20 protein-coding genes and 3 pseudogenes are annotated in these 23,964 nt (G+C 73.2%); 16 read left to right on the forward strand and 7 right to left on the reverse strand.

The genetic code is table 11. The features are described 5' to 3' along the window. The first annotated feature begins 6 nt into the window (after nt 1–6). The 12 genes and pseudogenes from JNW87_RS07125 to ahcY all read left to right on the forward strand — a co-directional run bounded on the left by JNW87_RS07125 (nt 7) and on the right by ahcY (nt 13,644). Nucleotides 7–3,135, forward strand: coding sequence for a toxin glutamine deamidase domain-containing protein (locus JNW87_RS07125; protein WP_238453338.1), 3,129 nt, complete (start codon nt 7–9; stop codon nt 3,133–3,135). Then, nucleotides 3,105–4,397: a hypothetical protein gene (locus JNW87_RS40465; protein ID WP_238453339.1), complete on the forward strand. Its 1,293-nt coding sequence runs from the start codon at nt 3,105–3,107 to the stop codon at nt 4,395–4,397. Before JNW87_RS07125 ends, JNW87_RS40465 begins: the two co-directional genes overlap by 31 nt. Continuing rightward, nucleotides 4,394–4,837 carry a hypothetical protein gene (locus JNW87_RS07135; RefSeq protein WP_109803497.1) on the forward strand — a complete coding sequence of 148 codons (444 nt, stop codon included), beginning with the start codon at nt 4,394–4,396 and terminating at the stop codon, nt 4,835–4,837. The genes JNW87_RS40465 and JNW87_RS07135 overlap by 4 nt, the downstream gene beginning before the upstream one ends. 48 nt (nt 4,838–4,885) lie before the next feature. Further along, nucleotides 4,886–5,473, forward strand: coding sequence for a DinB family protein (locus tag JNW87_RS07140; RefSeq protein ID WP_201749800.1), 588 nt, complete (start codon nt 4,886–4,888; stop codon nt 5,471–5,473). Between the two features lie 22 nt (nt 5,474–5,495). Then, nucleotides 5,496–6,146 (forward strand): tetratricopeptide repeat protein, encoded by a 651-nt coding sequence (locus JNW87_RS07145; protein ID WP_238453340.1) that lies wholly within the window; start codon nt 5,496–5,498, stop codon nt 6,144–6,146. A gap of 8 nt (nt 6,147–6,154) precedes the next feature. Then, nucleotides 6,155–6,840, forward strand: a pseudogene (locus tag JNW87_RS07150) (endonuclease V). Nucleotides 6,841–7,123: 283 nt separating this feature from the next. Then, nucleotides 7,124–8,176, forward strand: a complete 1,053-nt coding sequence (locus JNW87_RS07155) for a hypothetical protein (protein ID WP_375373471.1) — start codon at nt 7,124–7,126, stop codon at nt 8,174–8,176. 129 nt (nt 8,177–8,305) lie between these two features. Continuing rightward, complete coding sequence (locus JNW87_RS07160) at nt 8,306–8,518, forward strand: Trm112 family protein (RefSeq protein WP_109800959.1); 213 nt, start codon at nt 8,306–8,308, stop codon at nt 8,516–8,518. Next, the gene (locus JNW87_RS07165) at nt 8,515–9,711 is read left to right on the forward strand and encodes an SIS domain-containing protein (RefSeq protein ID WP_109800958.1); all 1,197 of its coding nucleotides are present in this window, start codon (nt 8,515–8,517) and stop codon (nt 9,709–9,711) included. The genes JNW87_RS07160 and JNW87_RS07165 overlap by 4 nt, the downstream gene beginning before the upstream one ends. Beyond that, complete coding sequence (locus tag JNW87_RS07170; protein ID WP_109800957.1) at nt 9,708–10,709, forward strand: cation diffusion facilitator family transporter; 1,002 nt, start codon at nt 9,708–9,710, stop codon at nt 10,707–10,709. The genes JNW87_RS07165 and JNW87_RS07170 overlap by 4 nt, the downstream gene beginning before the upstream one ends. Nucleotides 10,710–10,711: 2 nt before the next feature. Next, nucleotides 10,712–11,863, forward strand: coding sequence for a mannose-6-phosphate isomerase, class I (gene manA / locus JNW87_RS07175; protein WP_109800956.1), 1,152 nt, complete (start codon nt 10,712–10,714; stop codon nt 11,861–11,863). A gap of 281 nt (nt 11,864–12,144) precedes the next feature. Then, entirely contained in the window at nt 12,145–13,644 is a 1,500-nt protein-coding gene (gene ahcY / locus JNW87_RS07180) for an adenosylhomocysteinase (RefSeq protein ID WP_109800955.1), read from the forward strand. A gap of 557 nt (nt 13,645–14,201) precedes the next feature. Here ahcY and JNW87_RS07185 read toward each other — a convergent pair. The 3 genes from JNW87_RS07185 to JNW87_RS07195 are packed head-to-tail and all read right to left on the reverse strand — an operon-like array spanning nt 14,202 to nt 15,690. Further along, nucleotides 14,202–14,354, reverse strand: a complete 153-nt coding sequence (locus JNW87_RS07185; protein WP_201749536.1) for a hypothetical protein — start codon at nt 14,352–14,354, stop codon at nt 14,202–14,204. After that, nucleotides 14,351–15,244, reverse strand: coding sequence for a tetratricopeptide repeat protein (locus JNW87_RS07190; RefSeq protein ID WP_238453342.1), 894 nt, complete (start codon nt 15,242–15,244; stop codon nt 14,351–14,353). Before JNW87_RS07190 ends, JNW87_RS07185 begins: the two co-directional genes overlap by 4 nt. Next, the gene (locus JNW87_RS07195) at nt 15,241–15,690 is read right to left on the reverse strand and encodes a hypothetical protein (RefSeq protein WP_109800953.1); all 450 of its coding nucleotides are present in this window, start codon (nt 15,688–15,690) and stop codon (nt 15,241–15,243) included. The genes JNW87_RS07190 and JNW87_RS07195 overlap by 4 nt, the downstream gene beginning before the upstream one ends. Nucleotides 15,691–15,861: 171 nt before the next feature. Here JNW87_RS07195 and efeU point away from each other — a divergent pair, with 171 nt between their 5' ends. Genes efeU through efeB form a run of 3 tightly spaced genes read left to right on the forward strand, consistent with a single transcriptional unit; the run spans nt 15,862 to nt 19,287 of the window. Then, entirely contained in the window at nt 15,862–16,770 is a 909-nt protein-coding gene (gene efeU / locus JNW87_RS07200; RefSeq protein WP_238453343.1) for an iron uptake transporter permease EfeU, read from the forward strand. A gap of 31 nt (nt 16,771–16,801) precedes the next feature. Next, nucleotides 16,802–17,938, forward strand: coding sequence for an iron uptake system protein EfeO (efeO, locus tag JNW87_RS07205; RefSeq protein ID WP_109800962.1), 1,137 nt, complete (start codon nt 16,802–16,804; stop codon nt 17,936–17,938). Further along, the gene (gene efeB, locus JNW87_RS07210; protein WP_375373472.1) at nt 17,935–19,287 is read left to right on the forward strand and encodes an iron uptake transporter deferrochelatase/peroxidase subunit; all 1,353 of its coding nucleotides are present in this window, start codon (nt 17,935–17,937) and stop codon (nt 19,285–19,287) included. The genes efeO and efeB overlap by 4 nt, the downstream gene beginning before the upstream one ends. A gap of 48 nt (nt 19,288–19,335) precedes the next feature. On the opposite strand, the gene JNW87_RS07215 is transcribed toward efeB, so the two are convergent. After that, nucleotides 19,336–20,355 carry an RDD family protein gene (locus JNW87_RS07215; protein WP_375373473.1) on the reverse strand — a complete coding sequence of 340 codons (1,020 nt, stop codon included), beginning with the start codon at nt 20,353–20,355 and terminating at the stop codon, nt 19,336–19,338. Between the two features lie 23 nt (nt 20,356–20,378). Here JNW87_RS07215 and JNW87_RS07220 point away from each other — a divergent pair, with 23 nt between their 5' ends. Next, nucleotides 20,379–21,380: a stage II sporulation protein M gene (locus tag JNW87_RS07220; protein ID WP_238453346.1), complete on the forward strand. Its 1,002-nt coding sequence runs from the start codon at nt 20,379–20,381 to the stop codon at nt 21,378–21,380. 508 nt (nt 21,381–21,888) lie between these two features. Here the strand turns inward: JNW87_RS07220 and JNW87_RS40470 are convergent. From JNW87_RS40470 to JNW87_RS07235, 3 genes and pseudogenes are all read right to left on the reverse strand, one after another. Then, nucleotides 21,889–22,269 (reverse strand): annotated as a pseudogene (locus JNW87_RS40470) (DUF58 domain-containing protein); the annotation flags it as partial. Nucleotides 22,270–22,651: 382 nt separating this feature from the next. Beyond that, nucleotides 22,652–23,640, reverse strand: a pseudogene (locus tag JNW87_RS07230) (AAA family ATPase). Nucleotides 23,641–23,689: 49 nt separating this feature from the next. Next, nucleotides 23,690–23,872: a hypothetical protein gene (locus JNW87_RS07235; protein ID WP_238453347.1), complete on the reverse strand. Its 183-nt coding sequence runs from the start codon at nt 23,870–23,872 to the stop codon at nt 23,690–23,692. Nucleotides 23,873–23,964 lie beyond the last annotated feature (92 nt).

Genomic DNA, 23,964 nt, shown 5'->3' on the forward strand with positions numbered 1-23,964 from the left:
CCGCGCGTGAGCATCCTGCCCAGCCCGATCCCGCACCCGCTCGACTACTCCCCCTGGGACCTGCCCGGCTGGATCTACGAGGCCCTGGACTGGGTCGTCGGGGTGGAATGGCCCGAGGGGAACGAGCGTGCCGTCTGGGACCTTGCCGACCAGTGGTACGGCGTCGCCGCCGTCCTGGCCGGTCCGCGTGACGACGCGACCTCGGCGGCGTCCGAGGTGCGCAGCGGCTACGGCGGCATCGGCGCGGTGGCCGAAGCCTTCGACACCGCGTGGCGGCGGGTGGCCGAGGGCGACGAGGCGCCGCTGCCCGTCCTGCTCGCGGTCACCGGCGAGCTCGGACGGTTGGTCGAGTCGTGCGGCTGCGACATCGAGGGTGCCAAGCTCGAAGTCTGGATCGAGCTGGGCATCCTGGTCGTCGAGTTGCTCTCGCTGGCGGTCGCGACGGTTCTCACCGCCGGCGCGGCCTCGCCCGCGGCGGGCGTGGCGATCACCACCACCCGGATGGTGGTGCAGCAGATCTTCAAGCGGCTCATGACGCAGCTCGCCCGCAAGGCTCTGAAGGAGGGCCTGGAGGAGGCCAGCGAGCGGGCCGCGAAGGAGGTCGTCAAGAGCGGGGTACGCGGATTCGCCCGCCGTGCCGTCCTCGGCGGGCTCGTCGAGGCGGGACAGGAGGCGGGCGTCAGTCTCGCCACCCAGGCCTACCAGAACTCCAACGGGCGTCGGCACGGCCTGGATGTCGCCGACGTCGGCACGTCGGCGATGGGTGGTCTCGCTGGTGGCGCGGTGGCACCTCTCGCCGGGCTGGGTCGGCACCCGAACGGGCGGCTCGCCGTGGTCGGCGAGCACCTCGGCCGGGAGTTGACCGGCGAGACCCTCGCCGAGGGCGCCGCCGGCCTGGTCACCGGACAGGGAGCCTCGCTGGAGGACCTGGCCCGGGCGGCCGTCTCGGGCGTGAGTGGCGCGGCCACCGGCCAGGTGGACAACGCGCTGCACCAACGACTCGACGGGCGGATGGCCGCCCTCGACGGCATCACGCCGCCGACGGGCCTCAGCGGTGCGGCTGACCTCGCCCCCGGCGCGGACACATCAGCGCCGGACACCCTCGGTGCGAGCGCGCCGGAACCAGCCGCGGCCGGGACACATGTGGCCGGCAGCGGGCCTGGCAGCGAAGCGACCTCCTCCCAGATGTCCGGCCCTCAGTCCGGACCGATTGCCGCCGCGTCGGTCGGGGCGCCGTCGGTCGACGGGCCGGTCGTCCAGGACGCCCCGTCACCTGCTGTCCCGTATCCGGCGTCGGCCACGTCCGCCTCGGTCGCCGTCGACCCGGTCTCGTCCCCGCACTCGTCCGCCCCGCCGGACGCGGGGGTGACGCCGACGCTCTCCTCGACCGCCGTCGAGCCGCGGCTTGCGTCGCCGCTCCCGGCGTCCGTCGAGGAGGGTCCGGCGCATGCGGCGGCAAGTGTCGACACCCCACCGCGATCCGCAGTGCTGCCGGAGCCGTTGGTGGCTGCGAATCGGGCACCCGTCACCGCCGCCCTTTCACCCCTGGGGTCGCAGGCGCCAGCGCCCCAAGCCGCGGCGGGCGGAGCCGCGCCAGTGAGCACTGAGTCGCCGCGCACCGGCGGCAGTGATCCCGTTACCGCCCGCTCCGTGGCCGGCACCCTTCCCCCGCCGGCCGTGCCGACCACGGCGTCCCCACCCACCCCGGTTGGCGCGCCCACTGCACGGGGGCGGGACGTCGGTCCGCCGGCCCCGGGTCCGGAGCCGTCACCGTCACCATCACCGCGATTTCCGCTGCTGGAGGCGTTGGCACCGGGACCACCGAGGCACACAGACGACGCCTCTCCGATTCTCCCGGGGCCGTTCGACCCGCTGCCGCCCCGCCCCAAGACGCCGGAACAGCTTGCCGCTCACCGAGCTGCCGACCGCGAGGGCCTGGATCGACGCCGGTATCAGGGTTACTTCGAGGCGCAGCGGGCGTGGTTCGAGGACAGGCGACGGCAGGAAGAAGCGGCCTGGCTTCGCACGCGCGCTGACCGGCATCAGCGCTCAGCGGGCGAATACGGCGCTTACGCGCAGCAGCTACACGAGGCGGGCCACGACCTGGTCGCACAGCGGTGGCGCAAAGCCGCTTTTGATGCCAGCACGATGAGCTACGAGCTGCAGGAGCGCGCATATGCGGTGCTGAACGGGTCCGTCGTGCCCGAGCACGTGACGGTCGACGACGACGCGGACTTCTACCGGATCAACGATGATGTCGCCGACCTGGCACCCGGCGCGGTCGAGACGTCCGACCGGTCGGCCCTGACCGGGGACGACGACCCGCCGCCGATCGACCGCTCCCGCAGGTTCGGGATACGGGGCGGGCTGCGTCCACCGCTCGCCTTGCACCAGACCGACCTCGAACGGCAGATGCCGCGCAACCCCGACGGCAGCGTGGTGCGGACGGCCGACCCCCGGTACGGCGGCTGGTTCCGGTTGGCGAACGACGGCGGCCCGCAGGCGGATGCCTCCCGGGGCATCAACTGCCTGGACTGCACCCTGTCGCTCTACGACACGTGGGTGCACGGCCGTCCCCGGGTCTCCGCGCCGCGTACCTTCGACGCGTACCTGGAGGGGGACGTGCGCCGGCCGGTCGGCGGTGAGGTGGACGGTCCCCGACGGGTCGAGGAGATCACCGGAGGACGGTTCCAGAAGCTGTGCCCCGAGACCGGTGCGGCTACCGGTTTCGGGGCAGGGCAGGCGGTCGAGCGGGGGTATCGCGACCTCCACGAGCAGTTGCTCCTGGGTGGGCACGGCAGTTACGCCTTCCTCGTCACAAGTTTGGAGCACGGCGGCTTCCACGCGTGGGTGGCGTTGAACCAGAACGGCACGGTGCTGTACCTCGATCCGCAGAGCGGGCACGTCTGGGACCGCCCGCTCTACACGCACAGCGGGGTGCCGGGTCAGGCGAACGTGGTCGGGATAGACGCGCTGGTCCTGGGCCGGGACGCCGGCCGATGCCGCTGGCCGGCCGGCCACCAGGCGATTTCAACGTCCTGCCCGACGTACCGGAACCGTCCGACCCGCCCCGACCGCCAGCGCCGCGGCACCCGCTGGACGACGTGCCGGACTTCAACCACGTCCACCTGCTAGGCGAGCCCACGTCGATCACCCCGCCGGGCGCGACCTCCTTTCCTGGTAGCCGACCGGAACCGGATCCGAATGGTCTGCGGCGGGCGCACCTTGACGCTCACGCTGAACGGATAGCGGCTGGGCAGTTCGTGCGAGATGCTGTGGCAGCCGGTGGAAGCCTGGACGAGGTGTTCGCCGCCGGGGTGACTCCGGTCGAGCTGGCGAACCATGTCGACGCATCCACGCTCCGTCGCCTAGTGCCCGATCTTGACGAGGCAGCGGCCCGGGACGTGGCGCAACTCCTCGGTGACCCGCGGGTACGGCAGATGCTCGATCAGACGTGGGAGGCGCCCCCAAGCGGCAAGGCGTTGCTGGCCGAGACGCTGGTCCGGCAGCTGACGCGGCGCCCCGACTTGGCCCGGATGATGCTGGCGACGCCTGAGCTGGCGGCCTCGTTGACCGCCCGACCGGTGACGATGCACCACCTCGCCGGCAGCCAAAACGCCATCGACGTCCTAGGCGCGGCGTTGGCCGACGTCGCCCAGCGGGGGCCGGTGAAGGCGGCGCGGGACGGTGGCCCGGAAGTTGAACCGACTCCACTGACCGAGGAGCAGCGCCGAATTAGTGCCTCATGTCAGGCTCCCGGCCCTGATCCCGTTCAGCCGGGCTTCGACTACAAACGGCGCGGGGATTCGTCGTATCGTCACCTCTATCTCGATCAGCTCTACGTCGAGGCATCCCTCGCCCAGCCCGAAGTCACGGAGCTGGCGCGGCGGTTGGCATCCCGGTCGGCGCGTGGAGCGGTGGCTGAACCAAGGCCAGGCCAGAAGGACAGGCGGCGTGCCGAGGACAAGGTGAACAAATACCGAGGCGACGTGTCACTGCTGACCGACCTCGCGGCGGCGAGCGTCGCCTTCGAGAGGCTGTCCGACTTGTACGGGGCTCTCGAGACGATCCGGCGGGAGCCGGGGATCGAGATCGTCTATTTCGAGGATCGGTTCCTGACGCCACAAGAGAGCGGCTACCGGGACGTGATGATGATGTTGCGTACGACGAGCGGTCACATCGCCGAGTTCCGGCTGCATCTACAGGCGCTCGAAGAGGTTGCCGCGTGGGAGCACGCGTTGTACGAGGTGGGTCGAGATTTGAAGGCGTTGGCTGATCAAGAAGGCCGTAGCATGACGCCGACGGAGTGCGCCGTGCGGAACGGCCTTCTTCAGCAGGTCCGACGGTACTTCTGGGAGGCCCTGCAAACTGCGTTGGTCGGGGAGTCGCACGCGTGAGTGATGAGCCAGGTCTGGCCTTACCTGCCTACTTCAGCTATTACCGGTCGCCAGTGAAGATGGTGGCCACAGCTGAGGGCGGCCTGACCGCGTGGCGATTGTCGATCGATACCGGAGGATGGGAGCCGGTGACCCATCTCGCGGACGAGATCCTCTTCGCGATCGGCGGAGAGGTCAGCGTGCTCACGGCAGACCAGTTCGTCCAGCGGACGGAGCACGACCGGGGCCGATATCTGGAAGGTGAGGGCCCGGTCTTCGCGCTTTACGAGACCGTGCAGGCGATCGAGGACAGCGCCGCCGCCGAACGCCGCCACCTGACCGCCCGGGAGCAAGCCCTGATCAGTGGCATCCGGCGGAGGACGTTCGTCATGTTCGAGGAGGAGCTTCAGCGGGCCGGTGACCCCGGTGCCGATCCCACCATCGCCGACAGTCAGGCTTAGCGGCGTAAATGCGTTGCGGGAGGGTGGAGCGTGGGCGAGGGTCCGGGCATGGCTGACGCGCGTACCACCACCGAGACCGACCAGCCCGCGCCCCAGTTCGCCTGGTCCAACATGTTCGTCCGCCCCGAGGACGATCCGCGTTCCGAGGGCGGGTACCACGACGAGCGGTCGATGCTCGTCGGATACCTCCGGGATTACCGGCTGACCCTCGAAATGAAGTGCGCCGACCTCGACGCCGAGCAGCTCGCCCGGCGGTCCGTACCGCCGTCGAAGATGTCGCGGCTCGGCCTGCTGCGGCACCTGGCCGAGGTGGAGCGGAGCTGGTTCCGGCGGGTGATGGCCGGCCAGGACGTGCCCAAGCTCTACTCGGCGGAGGGTGAGCGGGACGGCGCGTTCGACAACGCGGTGGGGGACCCGGCGGTGGTCGAGGAGGCGTGGCGGACCTGGCGGACCGAGATCGCGTTCGCCGAGGAACTGGTCGCCGCGACGGCGGATCTGGGCGTCCGGGCGCGGATGTCCGACGGCCAGGAGATCTCGCTGCGGGAGCTGCTGCCGCACATGATCGAGGAGTACGCCCGGCACAGCGGTCACGCCGATCTGCTGCGTGAGCGCATCGACGGGCGAGTGGGTCAGTAACCGACGAGGACAGGGAGCGGGCATGGTCGTCGAGGACCGGATCGAGCGGGCCAGGGAGCTCTACGAGAACGCGGTGTTCGCCGGCGACGGTGGCGCGCTGGCCGCCGCCGAGCGGACGCTCGACGCGGTGGAGGCGGATCTCGCGCTCGCCCGCGGGCGGGTGCTGCACGCGCGCTTCCTGGAGGAAGAGGTCGAGGACCCGCGCGAGCTGGGGCTCTTCGAGCGGGCCGCCGAGCTGTACCGCGCGCTCGGCGACGTGCGTGGCGAGGGTGAGGCGCTGTTCTGGGTGGGTTGCCTCCACCAGGTCATCCGCGCCGACAACAACACCGCGGCCCCGGCCTTCGCCCGCGCCCGTCAGCTGGCCACCGAGGCCGGCGACAAGATGACCCTGTCGTACGTGCTGCGGCACCTGGCCTTCACCGAGCAGGCCGCCGGCCGGCTCGACCAGGCCCGGCAGTGGATGGAGGAGTCCACCCGGCTGCGCCGGGAGATCGGCTTCCTGCCCGGGGTCGCCGCGAACCTGGTCGGGCTCGGCTACCTCGCCGCCGACGCGGGCCGCCCCGACCAGGCGCTCGCCCTGGTCGACGAGGCCACCGCCGTCGCCGAGTCCGCCGGCGCCTACGGCGTCCTACGCTGGGCCGAGGAGGCCCGCACCGACCTCCAGCCCGCCTGAGGGCCGCGGTGACGGGAGGTGGGCTCCCCTACGTGCCGCCGGGGAGCGTGGCGGAGGCGCTGCGCGTACAGGAGGAGGTGCGGCCGCTGGCCGACCTGGCCGGGCCGGGACCGACCGCGCCCGCCACGGTGGCCGGCCTCGACGTCGCGTACGCGGAGAGCGGTGACCGGCTCGCGGCGGCCGTCACGGTGCTGGACGCCCGGACGCTCGCGGTGGTGGACTCGGCGGTCACCGTCGGCCGGCCCGCCTTCGACTACGTGCCCGGGCTCTTCGCCTTCCGCGAGCTGCCCGCGCTGCTGGACGCCCTGGACCGGCTGACCGTCCGTCCCGACCTGCTGGTCTGCGACGGGCACGGGCTGGCCCACCCGCGCCGGTTCGGGCTGGCCTGTCATCTCGCGTGGTCACCGGCCTGCCCGCGATCGGGGTGGGCAAGACGCCGCTGGTCGGCGAGTGGGACGAGCCGGGCCCACGCCGGGGTGAGTCGTCGCCGCTGCGGGACGGCGACGAGGTGGTCGGCCGGGTGCTGCGCACCCGGGACGGGGTGAAGCCGGTCTTCGTCAGCGTCGGCCACCGGATGAGCCTGGCGAACGCCGCCGACCGGGTGCTGGCGCTGACCCCGCGCTACCGGCTGCCGGAGACCACCCGGACGGCCGACCGGCTCTGCCGCGACGTCCTCGCCGCCGCCTCGGACTGACCGGACCGGGCCAGGGACGAGGGCGGCCCGACGCAGGTCGACGTGGACGGTACGGGCGGCCCCGGGCGATGATCGGCGAGATCCGGCGCTTGTGATGCCGCTGCCGGCGATCGATGTCGATCCTGCGGCGCCCGTTCGGGGACCAGGGGTGGGCGTCGATGGTGGTGGGGGCGGCGCAGGGTGTCGCCGCACACATGCGGGGTGCTCAATGAGCGGGGGGCATCCCGGCCCGGTAGTAACCTGACCCGCGGGTCCCGTCGGGGCGAGGAACGGTGAGGTGGACATGTCGGTTCGGCGGCACGCGATGCGGCTGGCGACGGTCGGCGCGCTGCTGGGCGGCCTGGTGACCGTCGGCGCGTCCCCGGCACTCGCCGAGGGCGACCGGGTGGAGGTGCATTCGGCGGGCAGCTTCACCGTCGGTGGATCGCCCGGCACGGTGGCGGTCGAGGTGCGCAAGCGCACCGACGGGTGCGTCCTGCTGCGGACCGGGCTCGGCCTGCGGCTCGACGGCGTCCGGGCCGACCAGGTCCAGGTGCAGGTCAACACCGGTGGGCAGTGGCAGGCGGTGGCGGTCGGCGGTGGCGGCGGCACGGTCGGCACGGCCCGGACCTCGCCGGCCAACCCGACCCTCTGCAAGGGCAAGAGCATCACGGTCCGCTACCGGGTCGCCTTCCTGGCCGGCGCGCCCGGCGGTCGGCTGACCGTGGTGGGCGAGGCGGCGGCTGCGTCCGGCCGGCTGCTCGGCCGGGCTGCCGACTCGGCCCGGGTGGTGGGTGCGGCGGCCGCGACGCCCTCCCCGACGCCGTCGCGGAAGCCGTCGCCGAGCCCCAGTCCGACACCGACCGAGCCGCCGAGCGCGGCCGACACCGCGTCCGCCGTGGCAGCCGCCGTCGATCCGGCCGCCGGGCAGCACAGCGCCGCCGCTGACGAGTCCTCCGGAGGTTCCCCGATCATGTTCTTCGGCATCGCGCTGGTGCTCGTCGGCATCGCCCTCATCGTGCTGCTGGTCCGCCGCAACCGGGCGGAGAAAACCGACCCGCAGCCCGCCGGCTACCCGGAGGTCCCGCTGCCGCGCAACCCCGGCGGCACCACCTACGGCACCCCCGGCGGCCAGGTGTACGGGCAGCAGCCACCCGCCCCCGGCGTCTACGGCGGCACGCCGGCGCCCCGCCCCACCGGCGGTGTCTACGGCGGTCCGGTCGCCGGGCAGCAGCCGGCGGCGAGCCGCCGGCGCGGCCGGCGGCGACGCCACGACCGTCATGCCCCGCCTGCCCGGCTGAGCCGGGACGCGGCCGCCGAGCCCCGGCTACGCTCAGTCGTGATGACCGTGTGGTGAGGAGCGGAGCGCCGGGCGGCGGATGATCTGGTTCCGTGGCGCGGTGTCCGGCCGGGTTCGCCGATAAGATCGCGTGCGCCGGTCGGCACCGCCGACCGGTGAGACCGCATACGTGGAAGGAGCCGCGCCGTGGCCCTGGACCCGCAGTTGCTCGAGATTCTCGCCTGCCCGGACACGCACCACGCCCCCCTCGACTACGACGCCCAGGCCCAGACGCTGACCTGCACCGAGTGCGGTCGGATCTTCGAGGTTCGCGACGACGTGCCGGTGCTGCTGCTGGACGAGGCGCGTGGCGGGCCAACGGCGGACGACGCGCGCGGTGGCTCCGCGCCACAGCGGTGATGGAGGGTACGGCCGGGGTCAGTGGCCGCCGGCACGCCGACGAGTCGCTGCTGGACAACCCGGACGCGCTCGCCGAGCACGACCCGGGCGGCATGCTCCGGTTCACCGCCTCGGCCGGTGCCCAGGTGCGGGAGTCGGCCGCGCTGGCCGCCGAGGCCAACCTGAGCCTGCTCGCCGACGAGGGGCGGCCGCGGGCGGTCGTCATCGCCGGCATCGGCACCGCCGGGCGTACCGGTGACGTGCTGGCCACCGTCGCCGGGCCACGCTGTCCGGTGCCGGTCATCCCGCACCGCAGCGCCGGGGTGCCCGGCTGGGTGGGCGCGGCGGACGTGGTCATCGCGGTCAGCGCCTCCGGCCGCAGCCCCGAGGCGCTGGGCGCCGCCGAGGCCGCGCACCGGCGTGGGGCGCGCCTGGTCGCCGTCGGCGCGCCGGACTCCCAGTTGCAGTCGGTGGCCGAGCGGGCCCGGGCCCCGTTCATCCCGGTGCCCCGGCGGGCCCCGGCCCGGGCCAGTCTCTGGGCGCTCACCGTGCCGGTTCTGCTCGCCGCCCGTACGCTCGGGCTGGTGAAGGTCAACGAGGCGGACCTGGCCGAGACCGCGGCCCGGCTGGACGCGGACGCCGACCGGTGCCGTCCCACCGCCGAGTCCTTCGTCAACCCGGCGAAGTCCCTGGCCCTGGCCCTGGCCGGCTCGATCCCAATCGTCTGGGGCTCGTCCCCGCTGGCCACCGTGGCCGCCCGCCGGTTCGGCGACACCCTGTCGGCCAACGCCCGCTACCCGGTGGTCACCGGGGCGCTCGGCGAGGCCGGTCGCGGTCGCGTCGGCCTGCTCGACGGCGTCTTCGGCGGCCTGGTCGAGGGGGAGCGGGACATCTTCGCCGACCCGGCCGAGACCGACCCCGACGCCACCCGGCTGCGGCTAGTGCTGCTGCGCGACGGCGGGCTCAACGCTGACGACGACAGCGACGAGCCGCTCGCAGTCGAGGAGCGTCGGGCCGACGCGGTGCACGCCCTCGCCGAGCGGCGCGGCGTGCGCTGCGACGTGATCACCGCCGAGGGCGGCTCGGCGCTGGAACGGCTCGCCTCGCTGATGGCGGTGCCGGACTTCGCCTCGGTCTACCTCGCCCTGGCCCACGGGCTGGACCCGATGGCCGTCCCGGCCATCACGGAGATGAAGGAGCTGGCAAACCAGTGAGCGCAAATGGCGGGACGAAGGCGATCGTCGCCGCCCTGCTGGCCAACATCGGCATCGCCGTCACCAAGTTCATCGCCTGGATCCTGACCGGCTCCTCGTCGATGCTGGCCGAGTCGATCCACTCGGTCGCCGACTCGGGCAACCAGGGCCTGCTGCTGCTCGGCGGCCGCCGGGCCAAGCGGGAAGCGACCCCGGAGCACCCGTTCGGGTACGGCCGGGAGCGCTACATCTACGCGTTCATCGTCTCTATCGTGCTGTTCAGTGTCGGTGGCCTGTTCGCCCTCTACGAGGCGTACCACAAGGCGCAGCACCCGGAGCCGATCACCAGCTGGCAGTGGGTGCCGGTGACCGTCCTGGTGATCGCGATCGGGATGGAGGCGTTCTCCTTCCGTACCGCCATCAAGGAGTCCAACCACATCCGGGGCAACCAGTCGTGGGTGCGGTTCATCCGCCGGGCCAAGGCCCCCGAGCTTCCCGTGGTGCTGCTGGAGGACTTCGGCGCGCTGATCGGTCTGGTCCTCGCACTCTTCGGCGTCGGGCTGACCCTGATCACCGGCGACGGCAGGTGGGACGCGGCCGGCACGGCCGCGATCGGGGTCCTGCTGGTCACCATCGCGATCGTGCTCGCCATCGAGACCAAGAGCCTGCTGCTCGGTGAGGGCGCCGAGCAGCACGACCTCGCGAAGATCGAGCAGGCCGTCACCGAGGGTCCGGAGGTCGAGCGGATCATCCACATGAAGACGCTCTACCTCGGCCCCGAGGAGCTGATGGTGGCCGCGAAGATCGCCGTCTCGCCGTGCGACAGCGCCGAGTCGCTGGCCCGGGGCATCAACGCCGTGGAGGCCCGGATCCGTACGGCCGTGCCGATCGCCCGGGTCATCTACCTGGAACCGGACATCTACAGCGCGGCCGCGGACGAGGCCGGCACCGGCGCCGCCTCGCACACCGCGGTGTCCCAGCCCGACACCGGCGAGCAGGCCGCCCATCCCGGGAGCTGAACGTGGAACTGCTGCAGGGTCGGATCCGGGACTACGCGTGGGGCTCCCGCACCGCCATCGCGGAGCTGCAGGGCCGCCCGGTGCCGAGCGAGGGGCCGGAGGCCGAGCTGTGGCTGGGCGCCCACCCGGGCGCCCCGGCCACCGTCGACCGGGACGGCGCCCCGGTCGACCTGACCGATCTGCTGGTCGCCGAGCCGGAGAGCTGGCTGGGTGAGCGGCTGGTCGGCCGGTTCGGCACCCGGCTGCCGTTCCTGCTCAAGGTGCTCGCGGCCGACGCCCCGCTGAGCCTGCAGGCCCACCCGGACGCCGAGCAGGCCCGGGCCGGGCACGCCGCCGACGTGGAACGGGTCAACTACGTCGACCCGTTCCACAAGCCGGAGCTGCTGGTCGCGCTCTCGCCGTTCGAGGCGCTGTGCGGTTTCCGCGACCCGGCGGAGTCGGCCGCGGCGATCGCCGCGTTCGGCGTACCCGTGCTGGAGCCGGTGGTGGCTGCGCTGCGCGCGGGGCCGGCGGGGCTGCGGGAGGCCGTACGTCTGCTGCTGAGCTGGCCGGAGGCGGAGCGCCCCGGGCTGGTGGCGGCCGTGCTCTCGGCGGAGGCCGGCGGTCCGGACGCCGTGCTGGCCCGCGCGTTGGCCGTCGACTACCCGGCCGACCCGGGGGTGCTGGTGGCGTTGCTGCTGCACCACGTCCGGCTGGCGCCAGGCGAGGCGATCTGGATGCCGGCCGGCAACCTGCACGCCTACCTGCGGGGCACCGGCGTGGAGATCATGGCGGCCAGCGACAACGTGCTGCGCGGCGGGTTGACGCCCAAGCGGGTCGACGTGGACGAGCTGTTGAAGGTGCTGCGCTTCGAGGTGCTCGACCAGCCGGTCGTCCCGCCGGTGGAGGTGGCGCCCGGGGTGGTGACCTGGCCGGTGCCGGTGGACGACTTCGCGCTGCACCGGGTGCTGGTGGACGCGGGCGCCCCGGAGGTGCGGCTGGCGTTGCCCGGGCCGCGGGTGGTGCTCTGCCGGGCCGGCAAGCTGCTGGTGGACGACGGGGTGGGCACGGTCACCCTCGGGCCGGGGCAGGCGGCGATCGGGACGGCGGCCGGCGGGCCGCTGGTCGTCGGCGGCGCGGGCGAGGCGTACGTCGCGACCTGCGGCCTGTGCTGATCCGCCCTCGCTTCCCGCTCGCCACAAGTCCGACTTTCCCGAAATAGCTTGACGCCGCCTTTGCTCAGTGTGACTCTATGGGTACGCAGCGTTGTCGCGACGAAGGTCCGGTAGCGCGCGGGGGAACCAAACCGGGGGGATGCACGGGGCGGCCGGCTGGTGGATGGAAAGTCCGTCCACGACCGACCGCCCCGTGCGCTGTCCGCGGACCGGGCCGTGCTCCATCCGCCCGCGAGCGTAAGGTGGAAGGCTGCGCAGCACATCGTTCGACAGGAGCTTCCATGACCAGCACCCTCCCGGCCGCCCCCAGCGGCGCGCCGTCCGAGGCCCGGCCGAGCACCCTCGCCGAGGGCGACTACAAGGTGGCGGATCTGTCGCTCGCCGAGTTCGGGCGCAAGGAGATCCAGCTCGCCGAGCACGAGATGCCCGGCCTCATGGCCATCCGGCGTGAGTTCGCCGAGGCGCAGCCGCTCGCCGGCGCCCGGATCACCGGCTCGCTGCACATGACCATCCAGACCGCCGTCCTGATCGAGACCCTGGTCGCGCTCGGCGCGCAGGTCCGCTGGGCGTCCTGCAACATCTTCTCTACCCAGGACCATGCCGCCGCGGCGATCGTGGTCGGCCCGAACGGCACCCCCGAGGCGCCGGCCGGCGTCCCGGTGTACGCCTGGAAGGGCGAGAGCCTGGACGAGTACTGGTGGTGCACCGAGCAGGTGCTCACCTGGCCCGACGGCCACGGCCCGAATATGATCCTCGACGACGGCGGTGACGCCACCCTGCTCGTCCACAAGGGCGTCGAGTTCGAGAAGGCCGGGGTCGTCCCGCCGGTCGAGTCCGCCGACTCCGAGGAGTACGCGGTCATCCTCAAGCTGCTGCACCGCTCGCTCGCCGAGGACGGTCAGCGCTGGACCCGGATCGCCGCCGGCATCAAGGGCGTCACCGAGGAGACCACCACCGGCGTGCACCGGCTGTACGAGATGCACCGCGCCGGCACCCTGCTCTTCCCGGCCATCAACGTCAACGACTCGGTGACCAAGAGCAAGTTCGACAACAAGTACGGCTGCCGCCACTCGCTGATCGACGGCATCAACCGGGCCACCGACGTGCTGATCGGCGGCAAGATGGCCGTCGTCATGGGCTACGGCGACGTGGGCAAGGGCTGCGCCGAGTCGCTGCGCGGTCAGGGCGCCCGGGTCGTGGTGACCGAGGTCGACCCGATCTGCGCGCTCCAGGCGGCGATGGACGGCTACCAGGTCGCCACCCTGGACGACGTGGTCGAGCAGGCGGACATCTTCATCACCGCCACCGGCTGCTTCAACGTCATCACCAACGACCACATGGCCCGGATGAAGCACCAGGCCATCGTCGGCAACATCGGTCACTTCGACAACGAGATCGACATGGCCGGTCTGGCCAAGCGTTCCGACGTCGAGCGGCTGAACATCAAGCCGCAGGTCGACCTCTGGAAGTTCGCCGACGGGCACGCGATCATCGTGCTCTCCGAGGGCCGTCTGCTGAACCTGGGCAACGCCACCGGCCACCCGAGCTTCGTCATGTCGAACTCGTTCGCCAACCAGACGATCGCCCAGATCGAGCTCTTCACCAAGACCGAGGAGTACCCGATCGGCGTCTACGTGCTCCCGAAGCACCTGGACGAGAAGGTCGCCCGGCTGCACCTGGGGGCGCTGGGCGCCAAGCTGAGCACCCTCACCAAGGAGCAGGCCGCCTACCTGGGCGTGTCGCCGGAGGGCCCTTTCAAGCCCGACCACTACCGCTACTGAGATGCGGGCCGATGCCCCGTCCTTTGGGGTTGGGTAAAGGCCCGCGCGGGACGGCCGCCAAGGCCCGAGCGAGCGTGCCATTGACTGTGGTAACGTCTCGCCGGGCTGCGGCGATAACCAAGCCGGGACCTATCGCACCATCGTCGCCGCAGGGCTTGTGGAGACGTCAAACGCCTGTGGAGTGGACGTAAGACCGGGGAAATCTCCGGCGGATCGCAGTGAAGCAGGAACCCGCCCGGGCGTTGCATGCGCAGCGCGGAGGGAATCCCCGCCATTATTGCGGTGGAGGAAGTCAATGATCGACACCCCGGAACCGGGACCGGGCCGGCCGCACGCGCGGCCGGCTCGTTCCGTCTTCGCGTCCTGCAGGTCGCAACCTGCCGGCTGCCGGGTAGGGCCGGCGTGGCGGGGATGACGGACATGGTGTCCTCGTCAGCGATATGCCTGACAGGCATAAGCAAATATGACTCTCAGTCATATCGCTCCTGACTGTCATGCTCGCCGGCAGTGGCGTCCGGTGCCGAAGGGCGGCATGCCCCGGGCCGGGCCGGGCCGCGTCAGCTCGGACCGCGGCGGGTGGGACGGATCCAGGTCCACACGCACCAGGCGAGCCAGGCCAGCGAGACGGCGGTGGCCAGTGGGCGCATCCGTAGGGCGCTGAGCAGCATCACCAGGGCCAGGACACCGAGCCAGGGCAGCAGGCCCTTCACGGCCGCCGCCCCGCGCGGCCGGTCATGACCGCCACCGGCCGCGGACCAGGCGGCGGACCAGGGGCGGGGCGATCCAGGACCAGAGGCTGTAGAGCAGCCAGGCGAGCGCCACGACGAGCGCGGGGACGTAGAGCTTGGCCAGGTTGAGCACGGCGATGCTGCCCACCGCGATCAGCCACGCGGATGCCCAGCCGGTAGAGCGGGCGCAGCGGGAGCAGCAGCGGATGGGTGTACACCCGGGTCTCCCAGGCCGCCTCGGCGTAGTCCGGGTCGTCCGGGTCGTGCGCGACCGCCCGGCCGAAGGAGCGGTGCGCGTCGCCGATCCGGCCGCGCTCCACGGCGATCCCGCCGTGCAAGGCCAGTGCCACCGGGTGCTCCGGGTAGCGGCCGAGGAACTCCCGGGTCACCCGCTCGGCCGCCCGGTCGTGGCCGCGGGCGTACGCGAGCTGGATGCGGCTGGCGTAGACGGCCGGGTGCTCGGGCGCCAGCTCGGCGGCACGGGCGAGCAGGCGGCTCGCCTTGTCGGTCTGGCCGACCGTGACGCAGAGGTCGGCGTACTGGCAGAGCAGCCACGGGTCCTGCGGTTCGAGCGCCAGCGCGTCGAGCAGCGCCCGCTCGGCCGGGGCGAAGGCGCCCTGGCTCCGGAGCGCCAGGCCCAGCCGGCCGAGCAGCTCGGCGTCCGGACCGACCTCGGCCAGCCCCTGCCGGGCCACCTCGGCCACCTCGTCCCAGCGGTCCAGCGTGCTGAGCGCCACCGCCCGCAGCCGGTACACGTGCGGATCGGTGGCCACCGGGCCGGGTAGCCGGGCCAGCTCCTCCAGCGCCTGCTCGGGCCGGTTCATCTCGAGCAGGCCGACCACCCGGGCGAGCTGGTCCGCCGGCGCCGTCACCGGACCGCCGCCGCGAGGACGATGAGGACCGCCTCGACGATGCCGAGGCCCAGCGCCGCCGCGATCCCGGGCAGCACCAGCGAGGCGGCCTGGCCGCCGCGCATCTCGTACGTGCGGAACCGGCCCTTCTGCGTCAGGTTGGCCACCGACCAGACCAGCACGCCGGACAGGGCCCCGACCAGCCGGGCCGGCCCGGAGGTGTGGCCGTCGAGCAGCACCACGGTGATGGCCAGCCGGGCGACCAGGGCGGCCAGTCCGGTGCCGACGATCGCCAGGACGGCCCCGACGGGCAGTCTGAGCCGGCGGGCGTTGACCAGGGCCAGCACGGTGGCCGCGAGTGCCCCGCCGAAGACGGCGGGATAGACCAGCGAGCCGGGCCGCCAGGGCGGGCGTCCCTCGGCGTACGCGGCGGGGGTGATGGTGGGGGTGAAGAGGTCGTCGGCCACGGTCGTCCTGTCTGAGGGGCTGGGCCGGATCCTGCCACAGCCGGTCATCCGTTGGATGCCCGCTGGACAGGGTGACGTTGCCATGAACGACTTGACGGCGGGGTCGGATCAGTAGGAAGGTATGGCTGCCCTAAGTTAACTGAGGCGTGCCTAACTGATCACGGAGTACCGATGTTCGCCACGTACCTGATCGGCCTGCGGGAAGGCCTGGAAGCAACCCTGGTGGTCAGCATCCTGGTCGCGTTCCTCGTGAAGTCGCAGCGACGGGACAGGCTGCCGCAGGTCTGGGTCGGCGTCGGCTCGGCCGTGGTGCTGTCGGTCTTCTTCGGCTGGCTGATCGAGTACACGTCGACCTCGCTGCTGGCCCGCTCCGAGGACCGCGAGCTGTTCGAGGCGATCACCTCGGTCGCGGCCGTGGTCTTCCTGACCTGGATGATCTTCTGGATGCGCAAGGCCGCCCGGACCATCGCCGGTGAGCTGCGCGGCAAACTCACCGAGGCGCTCGCGGTCGGCTCCCTCGCGGTGGCCGGCATGTCCTTCCTCGCGGTGATCCGGGAGGGGCTGGAGACCGCCCTCATCTTCTACTCGGCCGCGCAGAGCGCCGCCGGTGGCGCCGGACGTGGACCGCTGCTCGCGCTGCTCGGCGGCATCGCCACCGCCGTGGTGATCGGCTTCCTGCTCTACCGCAGCGCCCTGAAGATCAACCTGAGCAAGTTCTTCACCTGGACCGGCGCGCTGCTCATCCTGGTCGCCGCCGGCATCCTCAAGTACGGCGTGCACGACTTCCAGGAGGCCGGCGTGCTGCCCGGCCTGAACAACCTGGCCTTCGACATCACCTCGGTGCTCGACCCCAGCACCTGGTACGCGGCGCTGCTCGGTGGCATGTTCAACATCACCGCCACGCCGAGCGTGCTGGAGATGGTCGCCTGGGTGGCCTACGCGGTGCCGGTGCTGGTGCTCTTCCTCCGCAAGCCGGCCGCCCCGGCCAAGCCCGCCGCCCCGGCGACGCCCACCGGCAACGCCGAGGCGACTCCCGCCGCCCCGGTCCCGCCCGTGACCGACGCCGGCCAGCGCGCCTGATCCGCCTTCCTTACAAGGAGAGACAGTCCTGATGCGTACCACCCGCTTCGTCGTGCTCGCCGCCTCCGGCGTGCTCGCCATCACCGGCGTCACCGCCTGCGGCTCCGACACCGACGGTAAGTCGGCCGCCAAGGCCGGCAACGCGGTGAAGGTCAAGGCCACCGATACCGCCTGCGAGATGGACGTCACCGAGCTGACCGCCGGTCAGGCCACCTTCTCGGTGACCAACTCGGGCAGCAAGGTCAACGAGTTCTACGTCTACGCCGCCGGTGATCGGGTGATGGGCGAGGTGGAGAACATCGCCCCCGGGCTGAGCCGCGAGCTGCGCGTCGAGCTGCCCGCCGGGACGTACGAGACGGCCTGCAAGCCCGGGATGAGCGGCCGGGGCATCCGCGCCGCGCTGAAGGTCAGCGGCACCGCCGCTACCGTCGCCCCGGACGCCGCGCTGAGCCAGGCCACCGCCAGCTACCAGCGGTACGTGCAGAGCCAGACCGGCGCGCTGCTGACCAAGACCGAGGAGTTCGTGGCCGCGGTCAAGGCCGGCGACGTGGCGAAGGCCAAGGCGCTGTTCCCGGTGGCCCGCACCTACTGGGAGCGGATCGAGCCGGTCGCGGAGATCTTCGGCGACCTCGACCCGAAGATCGACGGCCGCGAGGAGGTCGTCGAGGAGGGCATGCCGTTCACCGGCTTCCACCGGATCGAGAAGGATCTCTGGACCACCGGTGACATCAGCAAGGACGGTCCGATCGCCGACCAGCTGCTCACCGACGTCAAGGAGATCGTGGCCAAGGCGAACGCCGAGAAGCTCACCCCGCTCCAGCTCGCCAACGGCGCCAAGGAACTCCTCGACGAGGTGGCCAGCGGCAAGATCACCGGCGAGGAGGACCGCTACTCGCACACCGACCTCTGGGACTTCAGCGCCAACGTGGAGGGCTCGAAGGCGGCCATCGCCGCGCTGCGCCCGGCGCTGGAGCAGCGCTCGCCCGAGCTGGTCAAGCAGCTCGACACCGAGTTCGCCAACGTCGAGACCGCGCTCGGCAAGCACCGCGCGGGCGACGGCTGGAAGCTGCACACCGCGCTCAGCAAGACCGAGCTGAAGGAACTGTCCGACAGCATCAACGCCCTGGCCGAGCCGATCAGCAAGGTCGCCGCGGTCGTCGCCCGCTGACGACCAACCCCGGAGGTGCAGCGATGAGCGAGCAGAACACCGCAGGCGAGACGCAGGCGTCCGCCGACCCGCCGCGCGGGACGGCCCTGTCCCGGCGCCGGGCCATCACCCTGGCCGGCGTCGGGGTCGCCGGAGTGGCCGGCGTCGCCGTCGGCGCGGGCGCGCTGGTCCGCGACTCGGACCGCGCGGGGGCGGACGAGGGCGTCGCCGCCGGTGCGGTGCCGTTCCTCGGCGAGCACCAGGCCGGCATCACCACCCCGGCCCAGGACCGGCTGCACTTCGTCGCGTTCGACGTGATCACCAAGGACCGGGCCCGGCTCGTCTCGCTGCTGCAGGAGTGGACGGCCGCCGCCGCCCGGATGACCGCCGGGAAGGACGCCGGGCTGATCGGCGCGGTCGACGGCATGCCGGAGGCGCCGCCGGACGACACCGGCGAGGCCCTCGGGCTGCCGCCGTCGCAGCTCACCCTCACCATCGGCTTCGGCCCGGCGCTCTTCCGCGACGCGCAGGGCAAGGACCGGTTCGGCATCGCCGACCGGCGACCGCCCGCGCTGGCCGACCTGCCGCACTTCGCCGGGGACGCGCTGCGTCCCGAGATCTCCGGCGGCGACATCTGCGTCCAGGCCTGCGCCAACGACCCGCAGGTGGCGGTGCACGCCATCCGCAACCTGGCCCGGATCGGCATGGGCGTGGTCAGCGTCCGCTGGTCGCAGCTCGGCTTCGGGCGTACCTCGTCGACCTCGCGGGACCAGGCCACCCCGCGCAACCTGTTCGGCTTCAAGGACGGCACCGCCAACCTCAAGGCCGAGGACGCGGGCCTGCTCCGCGACCACCTCTGGGCCCAGCCCGGCGACGGGCCGGACTGGATGGCCGGCGGGTCGTACCTGGTCACCCGCAAGATCCGCATGTTGATCGAGACCTGGGACCGCACCCCGTTGGCCGAGCAGGAACAGATCGTCGGCCGGACCAAGGGCCGCGGCGCGCCGCTCGGCAAGGGCGCGGAGTTCGACGAGCCGGACTTCGCCACGAAGGGCGACGACGGGGAGCCGGTGATCGCCGAGACCGCGCACGTCCGGCTCGCCCACCCGACCCAGAACGACGGCGCCCGCCTGCTGCGCCGCGGCTACAACTTCGTGGACGGCTCCGACGGGCTCGGCCGGCTCGACGCCGGCCTGTTCTTCATCGCCTACCAGCGGGACCCGCGCAAGCAGTTCGTGCCGATCCAGACCCGGCTGTCCCGGCACGACGCGATGAACGAGTACCTGCGGCACGTCTCCAGCGCCGTGTTCGCCTGCCCGCCGGGCGTCCGCGACGCCGCCGACCACTGGGGACGGGCGCTCTTCGCGTGACGCCGCCAGCCCGGTCCGAGCCGCCGGAACACGCCGTCCAGGGCGGCGTCAGCCGGCCGGCTGCTCGGCGTCGACCGGGGCGGGCTGTCCGCGTACCGGATCGGGCTGGATGGGGACGGCGAGCGCCGGCGCGGCGGGCCGCAACGCGGTCGTGGCCGGCGCCGGCACGGCGGCCGGCACGGCGGCCGGCGACGCGGTCAGCTCGGGCCAGAGCGCCGCGGTGACCCCGCGGCTACGCCGCAGCCGGTCCACCGCCCGGCGGTGCCGCTCGCCGAGCACCGCGGCCAGGTAGACCGATTCCGGCGCGGCCCACGGCGGCGGCGGGGAGATCACGGCGGCCATCTCGGCCCACAGCGCGCGGCCCAGCCGGGCCCGCTCCGGCTCCACCAGCTGGTGCACCCGGCCCAGGTACTGCCGGGCGGCCAGGGCCAGCCCGTCGTCCAACCGGGTCAGGTCCAGGGTGTGCGCCCAGCCGAGCAGCGCCGGGACGGCCAGCGGGACCGGCCGCCACACCGCGGCGCCCCGGGTGTGGACCACCATCGTGCCGGCCACCAGGTCGCCGAGCCGCCGCCCGCGCGGGTCGGACAGCATCACCGTCACGCTCGCCACCCAGCTCAGCAGCGGCAGCACCAGCCCCGGCCACTCCACCGCGACGCCCACCAGGGCCCGGGTCAGCGACTGGCCGACCCCGACCGGACCGCCGTCGACGCGGACCACCCGCAGGCCCACCGCGAATTTGCCGACCGTCCGGCCGCCGGCAAACCGTTCCATCAGCACCGGGTAGCCGACCAGCACGACGACCAGCAGCACCGTCTGCAGCGCACCCGTCAGGGCGGCGTCCACGATCGCGGCGGGCAGGGAGAGCAGCAGCGCGGAGAGGCCCGACACCAGCGTCAACGCCACGACCACCTGGGTCAGCAGGTCGATGAGCAGGGCGAGCACCCGGGAGCCGAGCCGGGCCGCCCGGACGTCCAGCTCCACCGCCTCGCCGCTGACCAGGCCCGCGTCGGCCCACCGGCCCGTGGCCCATGCGGCAGGTTGCGCTCTCACCCGGACAGTGAACACTATGGGCGCCGGACGGGGGAGGACGAGTGGATCTCGACGCGTACGTGGCGGAGCACGGCGCCGAGTGGCGGCGGCTGGAACAGCTCTCCGGCCGGCGGCGGCTCGACGCCGCCGAAGTCGACGAGCTGGTCGCGCTCTACCAGCGGGCCGCCACCCACCTCTCGGTGCTGCGCAGCCGCTCACCCGACCCCGCGCTGGTCAACCGCCTCTCCCACCTGGTGCTGGCGGCCCGGGCCCGGATCACCGGCCGGCCCCGGCCCTCCTGGGCGGCGGTCCGCCGGTTCCTGATCGCCGACCTGCCGGCCGCCCTCTACCGGGCCTGGCCCTGGTGGTGCGGGGTGGCCACCGCGTTCAGCGCGCTCAGTGGGTTCCTCATCTGGTTCGTCGCCGGGCACCCGGACACCGCCGCCGCGTTCATCGGCGAGGACGCCGCCGCCGACCTGGTGGAGTCCGGCTTCGCCGGCTACTACACGGAGTTCGCCGCGCCCACCTTCGCCTTCCACCTGTGGACGCACAACGCCTGGATCGCCGCCCAGTGCCTCGCCTCCGGGGTGCTGGTGGTGCCGGTGTTCTACCTGCTCTGGCAGAACGCGCTGAACGTCGGCGTGGTCGGCGGGGTGATGGTCTCCTACGGCCGGGGAGACGTCTTCTTCGGCCTGATCACCCCGCACGGGCTGCTGGAGCTGACCGGCATCTTCGTCGCCGCCGGGGTCGGCCTGCGGACCGGATGGGCGTGGATCGCGCCGCCGGCCCACCTCAGCCGGGGTCGGGCGGTCGCCGCGGCGGGCCGCTCCGCCATCGTGGTCGCCGTCGGCCTGGTCGGGCTCTTCGCCGTGTCGGCGCTGCTGGAGGCGTTCGTGACCCCGGCGCCCGCGCCGGTCGCCGTCCGCGTCGCGATCGGCGCCGCGGTCTGGCTGGCCTTCCTGGCGTACGCGCTGCTGCTCGGCCGGTACGCGGCCACCCGCCCGGCGCCGGTACCCGCCGAGGGCGCGGCTCAGAGTTGGCCGAGCGCCTTGAGCCGCAGGTAGGTGTCGGCGACGTCGGGGCGAGGCGGTCGGCGGGCGCGTCGACCACGGTCACCCCGTGCCGGGCCAGCGCGGCGCGGACCCGGTCCCGTTCGGCCAGCGCCCGCCAGGCCGCCGCGGCGGCGTACGCGTCGTCCGGCCCGCGCGGCGGGTCGGTGGTGAGCCCGGTCAGCACCGGGTCGTGGGTCGCGGCGACCACCACCCGGTGCCGGGCGGCGAGCCGGGGCAGCACCGGCAGCAGCCCCTCGCCGAGCGCACCCGCCTCCAGCGCGGTGAAGAGCACCACCAGACTGCGCTGCCGTTCCCGGCGCAGCACCTCACCGGCGATCAGCTCGAAGTCCGTCTCCACCAGCGCCGGCTGGAGCGGGGCGACCGCGTCGACCAGCCGGGGGAGCAGGGCCGGCCGGCCGCTGCCCTTGACCGTCGCCCGGACCGCCGCGTCGACCGCCAACAGGTCGACCCGGTCCCCGGCGCGGGCGGCCAGCGCGGTCAGCAACAGCGCCGCGTCGATCGCCCTGTCCAGCCGAGGCTCGTCGCCGACCCGTACGGCGGAGGTGCGGCCGGTGTCCAGGACGCAGACCAGCCGCCGGTCCCGCTCCGGCCGCCAGGTGCGGACCAGCACGTCGGAGCGGCGCGCGCTGGCCCGCCAGTCGATGGAGCGCACGTCGTCGCCGACCACGTACTCGCGCAGGGTGTCGAACTCGGTGCCCTGGCCGCGGCCCCGGGTGACCTGGATACCGTCGATGATCCGCAGCCGGGCCAGCTTCTCGGGCAGGTGCCGCCGGGAGTCGAAGCGGGGCAGCACCCGCAGGGTCCACGGTGGCGTGCCGGGGCGGCCGGCGCGCTGCCGGAAGGCCAGCCGCAGCGGCCCGAAGGAGCGAAGGGTGAGCACCGCCGCCGGCCGGTCGCCGCGCCGGGCCGGGGTGAGCCGGACGGCAGCGCGGCGCTGTCGCCCGCCGCGACCCGCACCATCCGCTCCGGCGGTACGTCCGGTCGGGCACCGGCCGACGGCACCCAGGCGTCGCGCACCTGGGCGCGCAACGTACGGCCGGAGGTGTTGGCCAGGTGCAGCGTGACGGTGGCGCTACCGTCCAGCCGGACCGTCCGGTCGCCGGAGCGGGTGGCGCCGACGGCGTGCAGCGGCGCGGCCAGCGCCCAGTCGAGGGCGACGAGCAGCAGCACCAGGCCGGTCATCACCGCCACGCCCAGGAACGGCGCCGGCCAGGCCGGCAGGGTCAGCGCGCCCGCACCGAGCAGCAGCGCCGCCCGCCAGGTCATCGCGGCGTCGGCACGGTGGCGAGCACCGTGTCCAGCACCGCGTCGACACTCACGCCCTCCAGCTCGACCTCCGGGCGCAGCCGGAGCCGGTGCCGCAGGGTTGGGCGGGCGACCGCCTTGACGTCGTCGGGGACGACGTGGTCGCGGCCGGCCAGCCAGGACCACGCCTTCGCCGTGTTGAGCAGGGCGGTGGCGCCGCGCGGTGAGGCGCCCAGCTCCAGCGCCGGAGTGTTCCGGGTGGCCCGGCACAGGTCCACGAGGTAGCCGAAGAGCGGCTCGGCCACGTGCACCCGGCGGACCGCCTCCCGGGCGGCGGCCAGGTCGGCAATGGTGGCCACCGGGCGTACGCCGGCCGCGCGCAGGTCCCGCGGGTCGAAGCCGACGTGGTGCGCGCGGAGCACGCCCAGCTCCTCGTCCCGGCTGGGCAGCGGCACGGTGAGCTTGAGCAGGAACCGGTCGAGCTGGGCCTCGGGCAGGGATAGGTGCCCTCGTACTCGATCGGGTTCTGGGTGGCCGCGACGATGAACGGGTCCGGCAGCGGCCGCCGCTCGCCCTCGACGGAGACCTGCCGCTCCTCCATCACCTCCAGCAGTGCCGACTGGGTCTTCGGCGGCGTGCGGTTGATCTCGTCGGCGAGCAGCAGGTTGGTGAAGACCGGCCCCTCCCGGAAGGTGAACGCGGCGGTGTGCGGGTCGAAGATCAGCGACCCGGTCACGTCGCCGGGCATCAGGTCCGGGGTGAACTGGACCCGCTTGGACGCCAGGTCCAGCGCGGTGGCCACGGTGCGGATGAGCAGCGTCTTGGCCACTCCGGGCACGCCCTCCAGCAGCACGTGTCCGCGGCAGAGCAGGGCGATCACCAGGCCGGTGACCACCGCGTCCTGCCCGACGACCGCCTTGGCCACCTCGGCCCGCAGCCGGTGCAGGGCCGCGCGGGCGTCGTGCTGCTCGCCGGCCGGCGCGGCGGCGGTAACGGGTCCGGTCACCGGGTATCTCCTTCGTTCGGATGGTCGGGTCGGGTGGCGACCGTACGGGTCAGCCGGTCCAGCTCGCGAGCCAGCTCCAGCAGCTCCCGGTCGGTGGCCGGCTCGTCGCCGTGGAGCAGGTCCGCCGCCGGTCCGGGTCGAGGCCCGCGAGCGCGGCGACCCGGGCGGCCACCTCGTCCGATGGCGTGTCGGGCGGCAGGTTGAGCCGGGGCAGCAGGCGCTCCCGAACCACGGTGCCCCTGCAGTGCGACGCACCCGCGTGAGACCCGCCAGGACGTCGCCGCGACGACTTGATCTATCCGCAAAGTCGAGCGTCACATATCG

This window comes from Micromonospora sp. ATA51 (genome assembly GCF_016802855.1).
Lineage (GTDB): Bacteria > Actinomycetota > Actinomycetes > Mycobacteriales > Micromonosporaceae > Micromonospora > Micromonospora sicca.

Bases quoted from the DNA above. Each gene is read 5' to 3' on its own strand.
- JNW87_RS07140 (WP_201749800.1), top strand. From the start codon at position 4,886: ATGGCTGACGCGCGTACCACCACCGAGACCGACCAGCCCGCGCCCCAG.
- JNW87_RS07145 (WP_238453340.1), top strand. From the start codon at position 5,496: ATGGTCGTCGAGGACCGGATCGAGCGGGCCAGGGAGCTCTACGAGAAC.
- JNW87_RS07155 (WP_375373471.1), top strand. From the start codon at position 7,124: ATGTCGGTTCGGCGGCACGCGATGCGGCTGGCGACGGTCGGCGCGCTG.
- ahcY (WP_109800955.1), top strand. From the start codon at position 12,145: ATGACCAGCACCCTCCCGGCCGCCCCCAGCGGCGCGCCGTCCGAGGCC.
- efeU (WP_238453343.1), top strand. From the start codon at position 15,862: ATGTTCGCCACGTACCTGATCGGCCTGCGGGAAGGCCTGGAAGCAACC.
- efeO (WP_109800962.1), top strand. From the start codon at position 16,802: ATGCGTACCACCCGCTTCGTCGTGCTCGCCGCCTCCGGCGTGCTCGCC.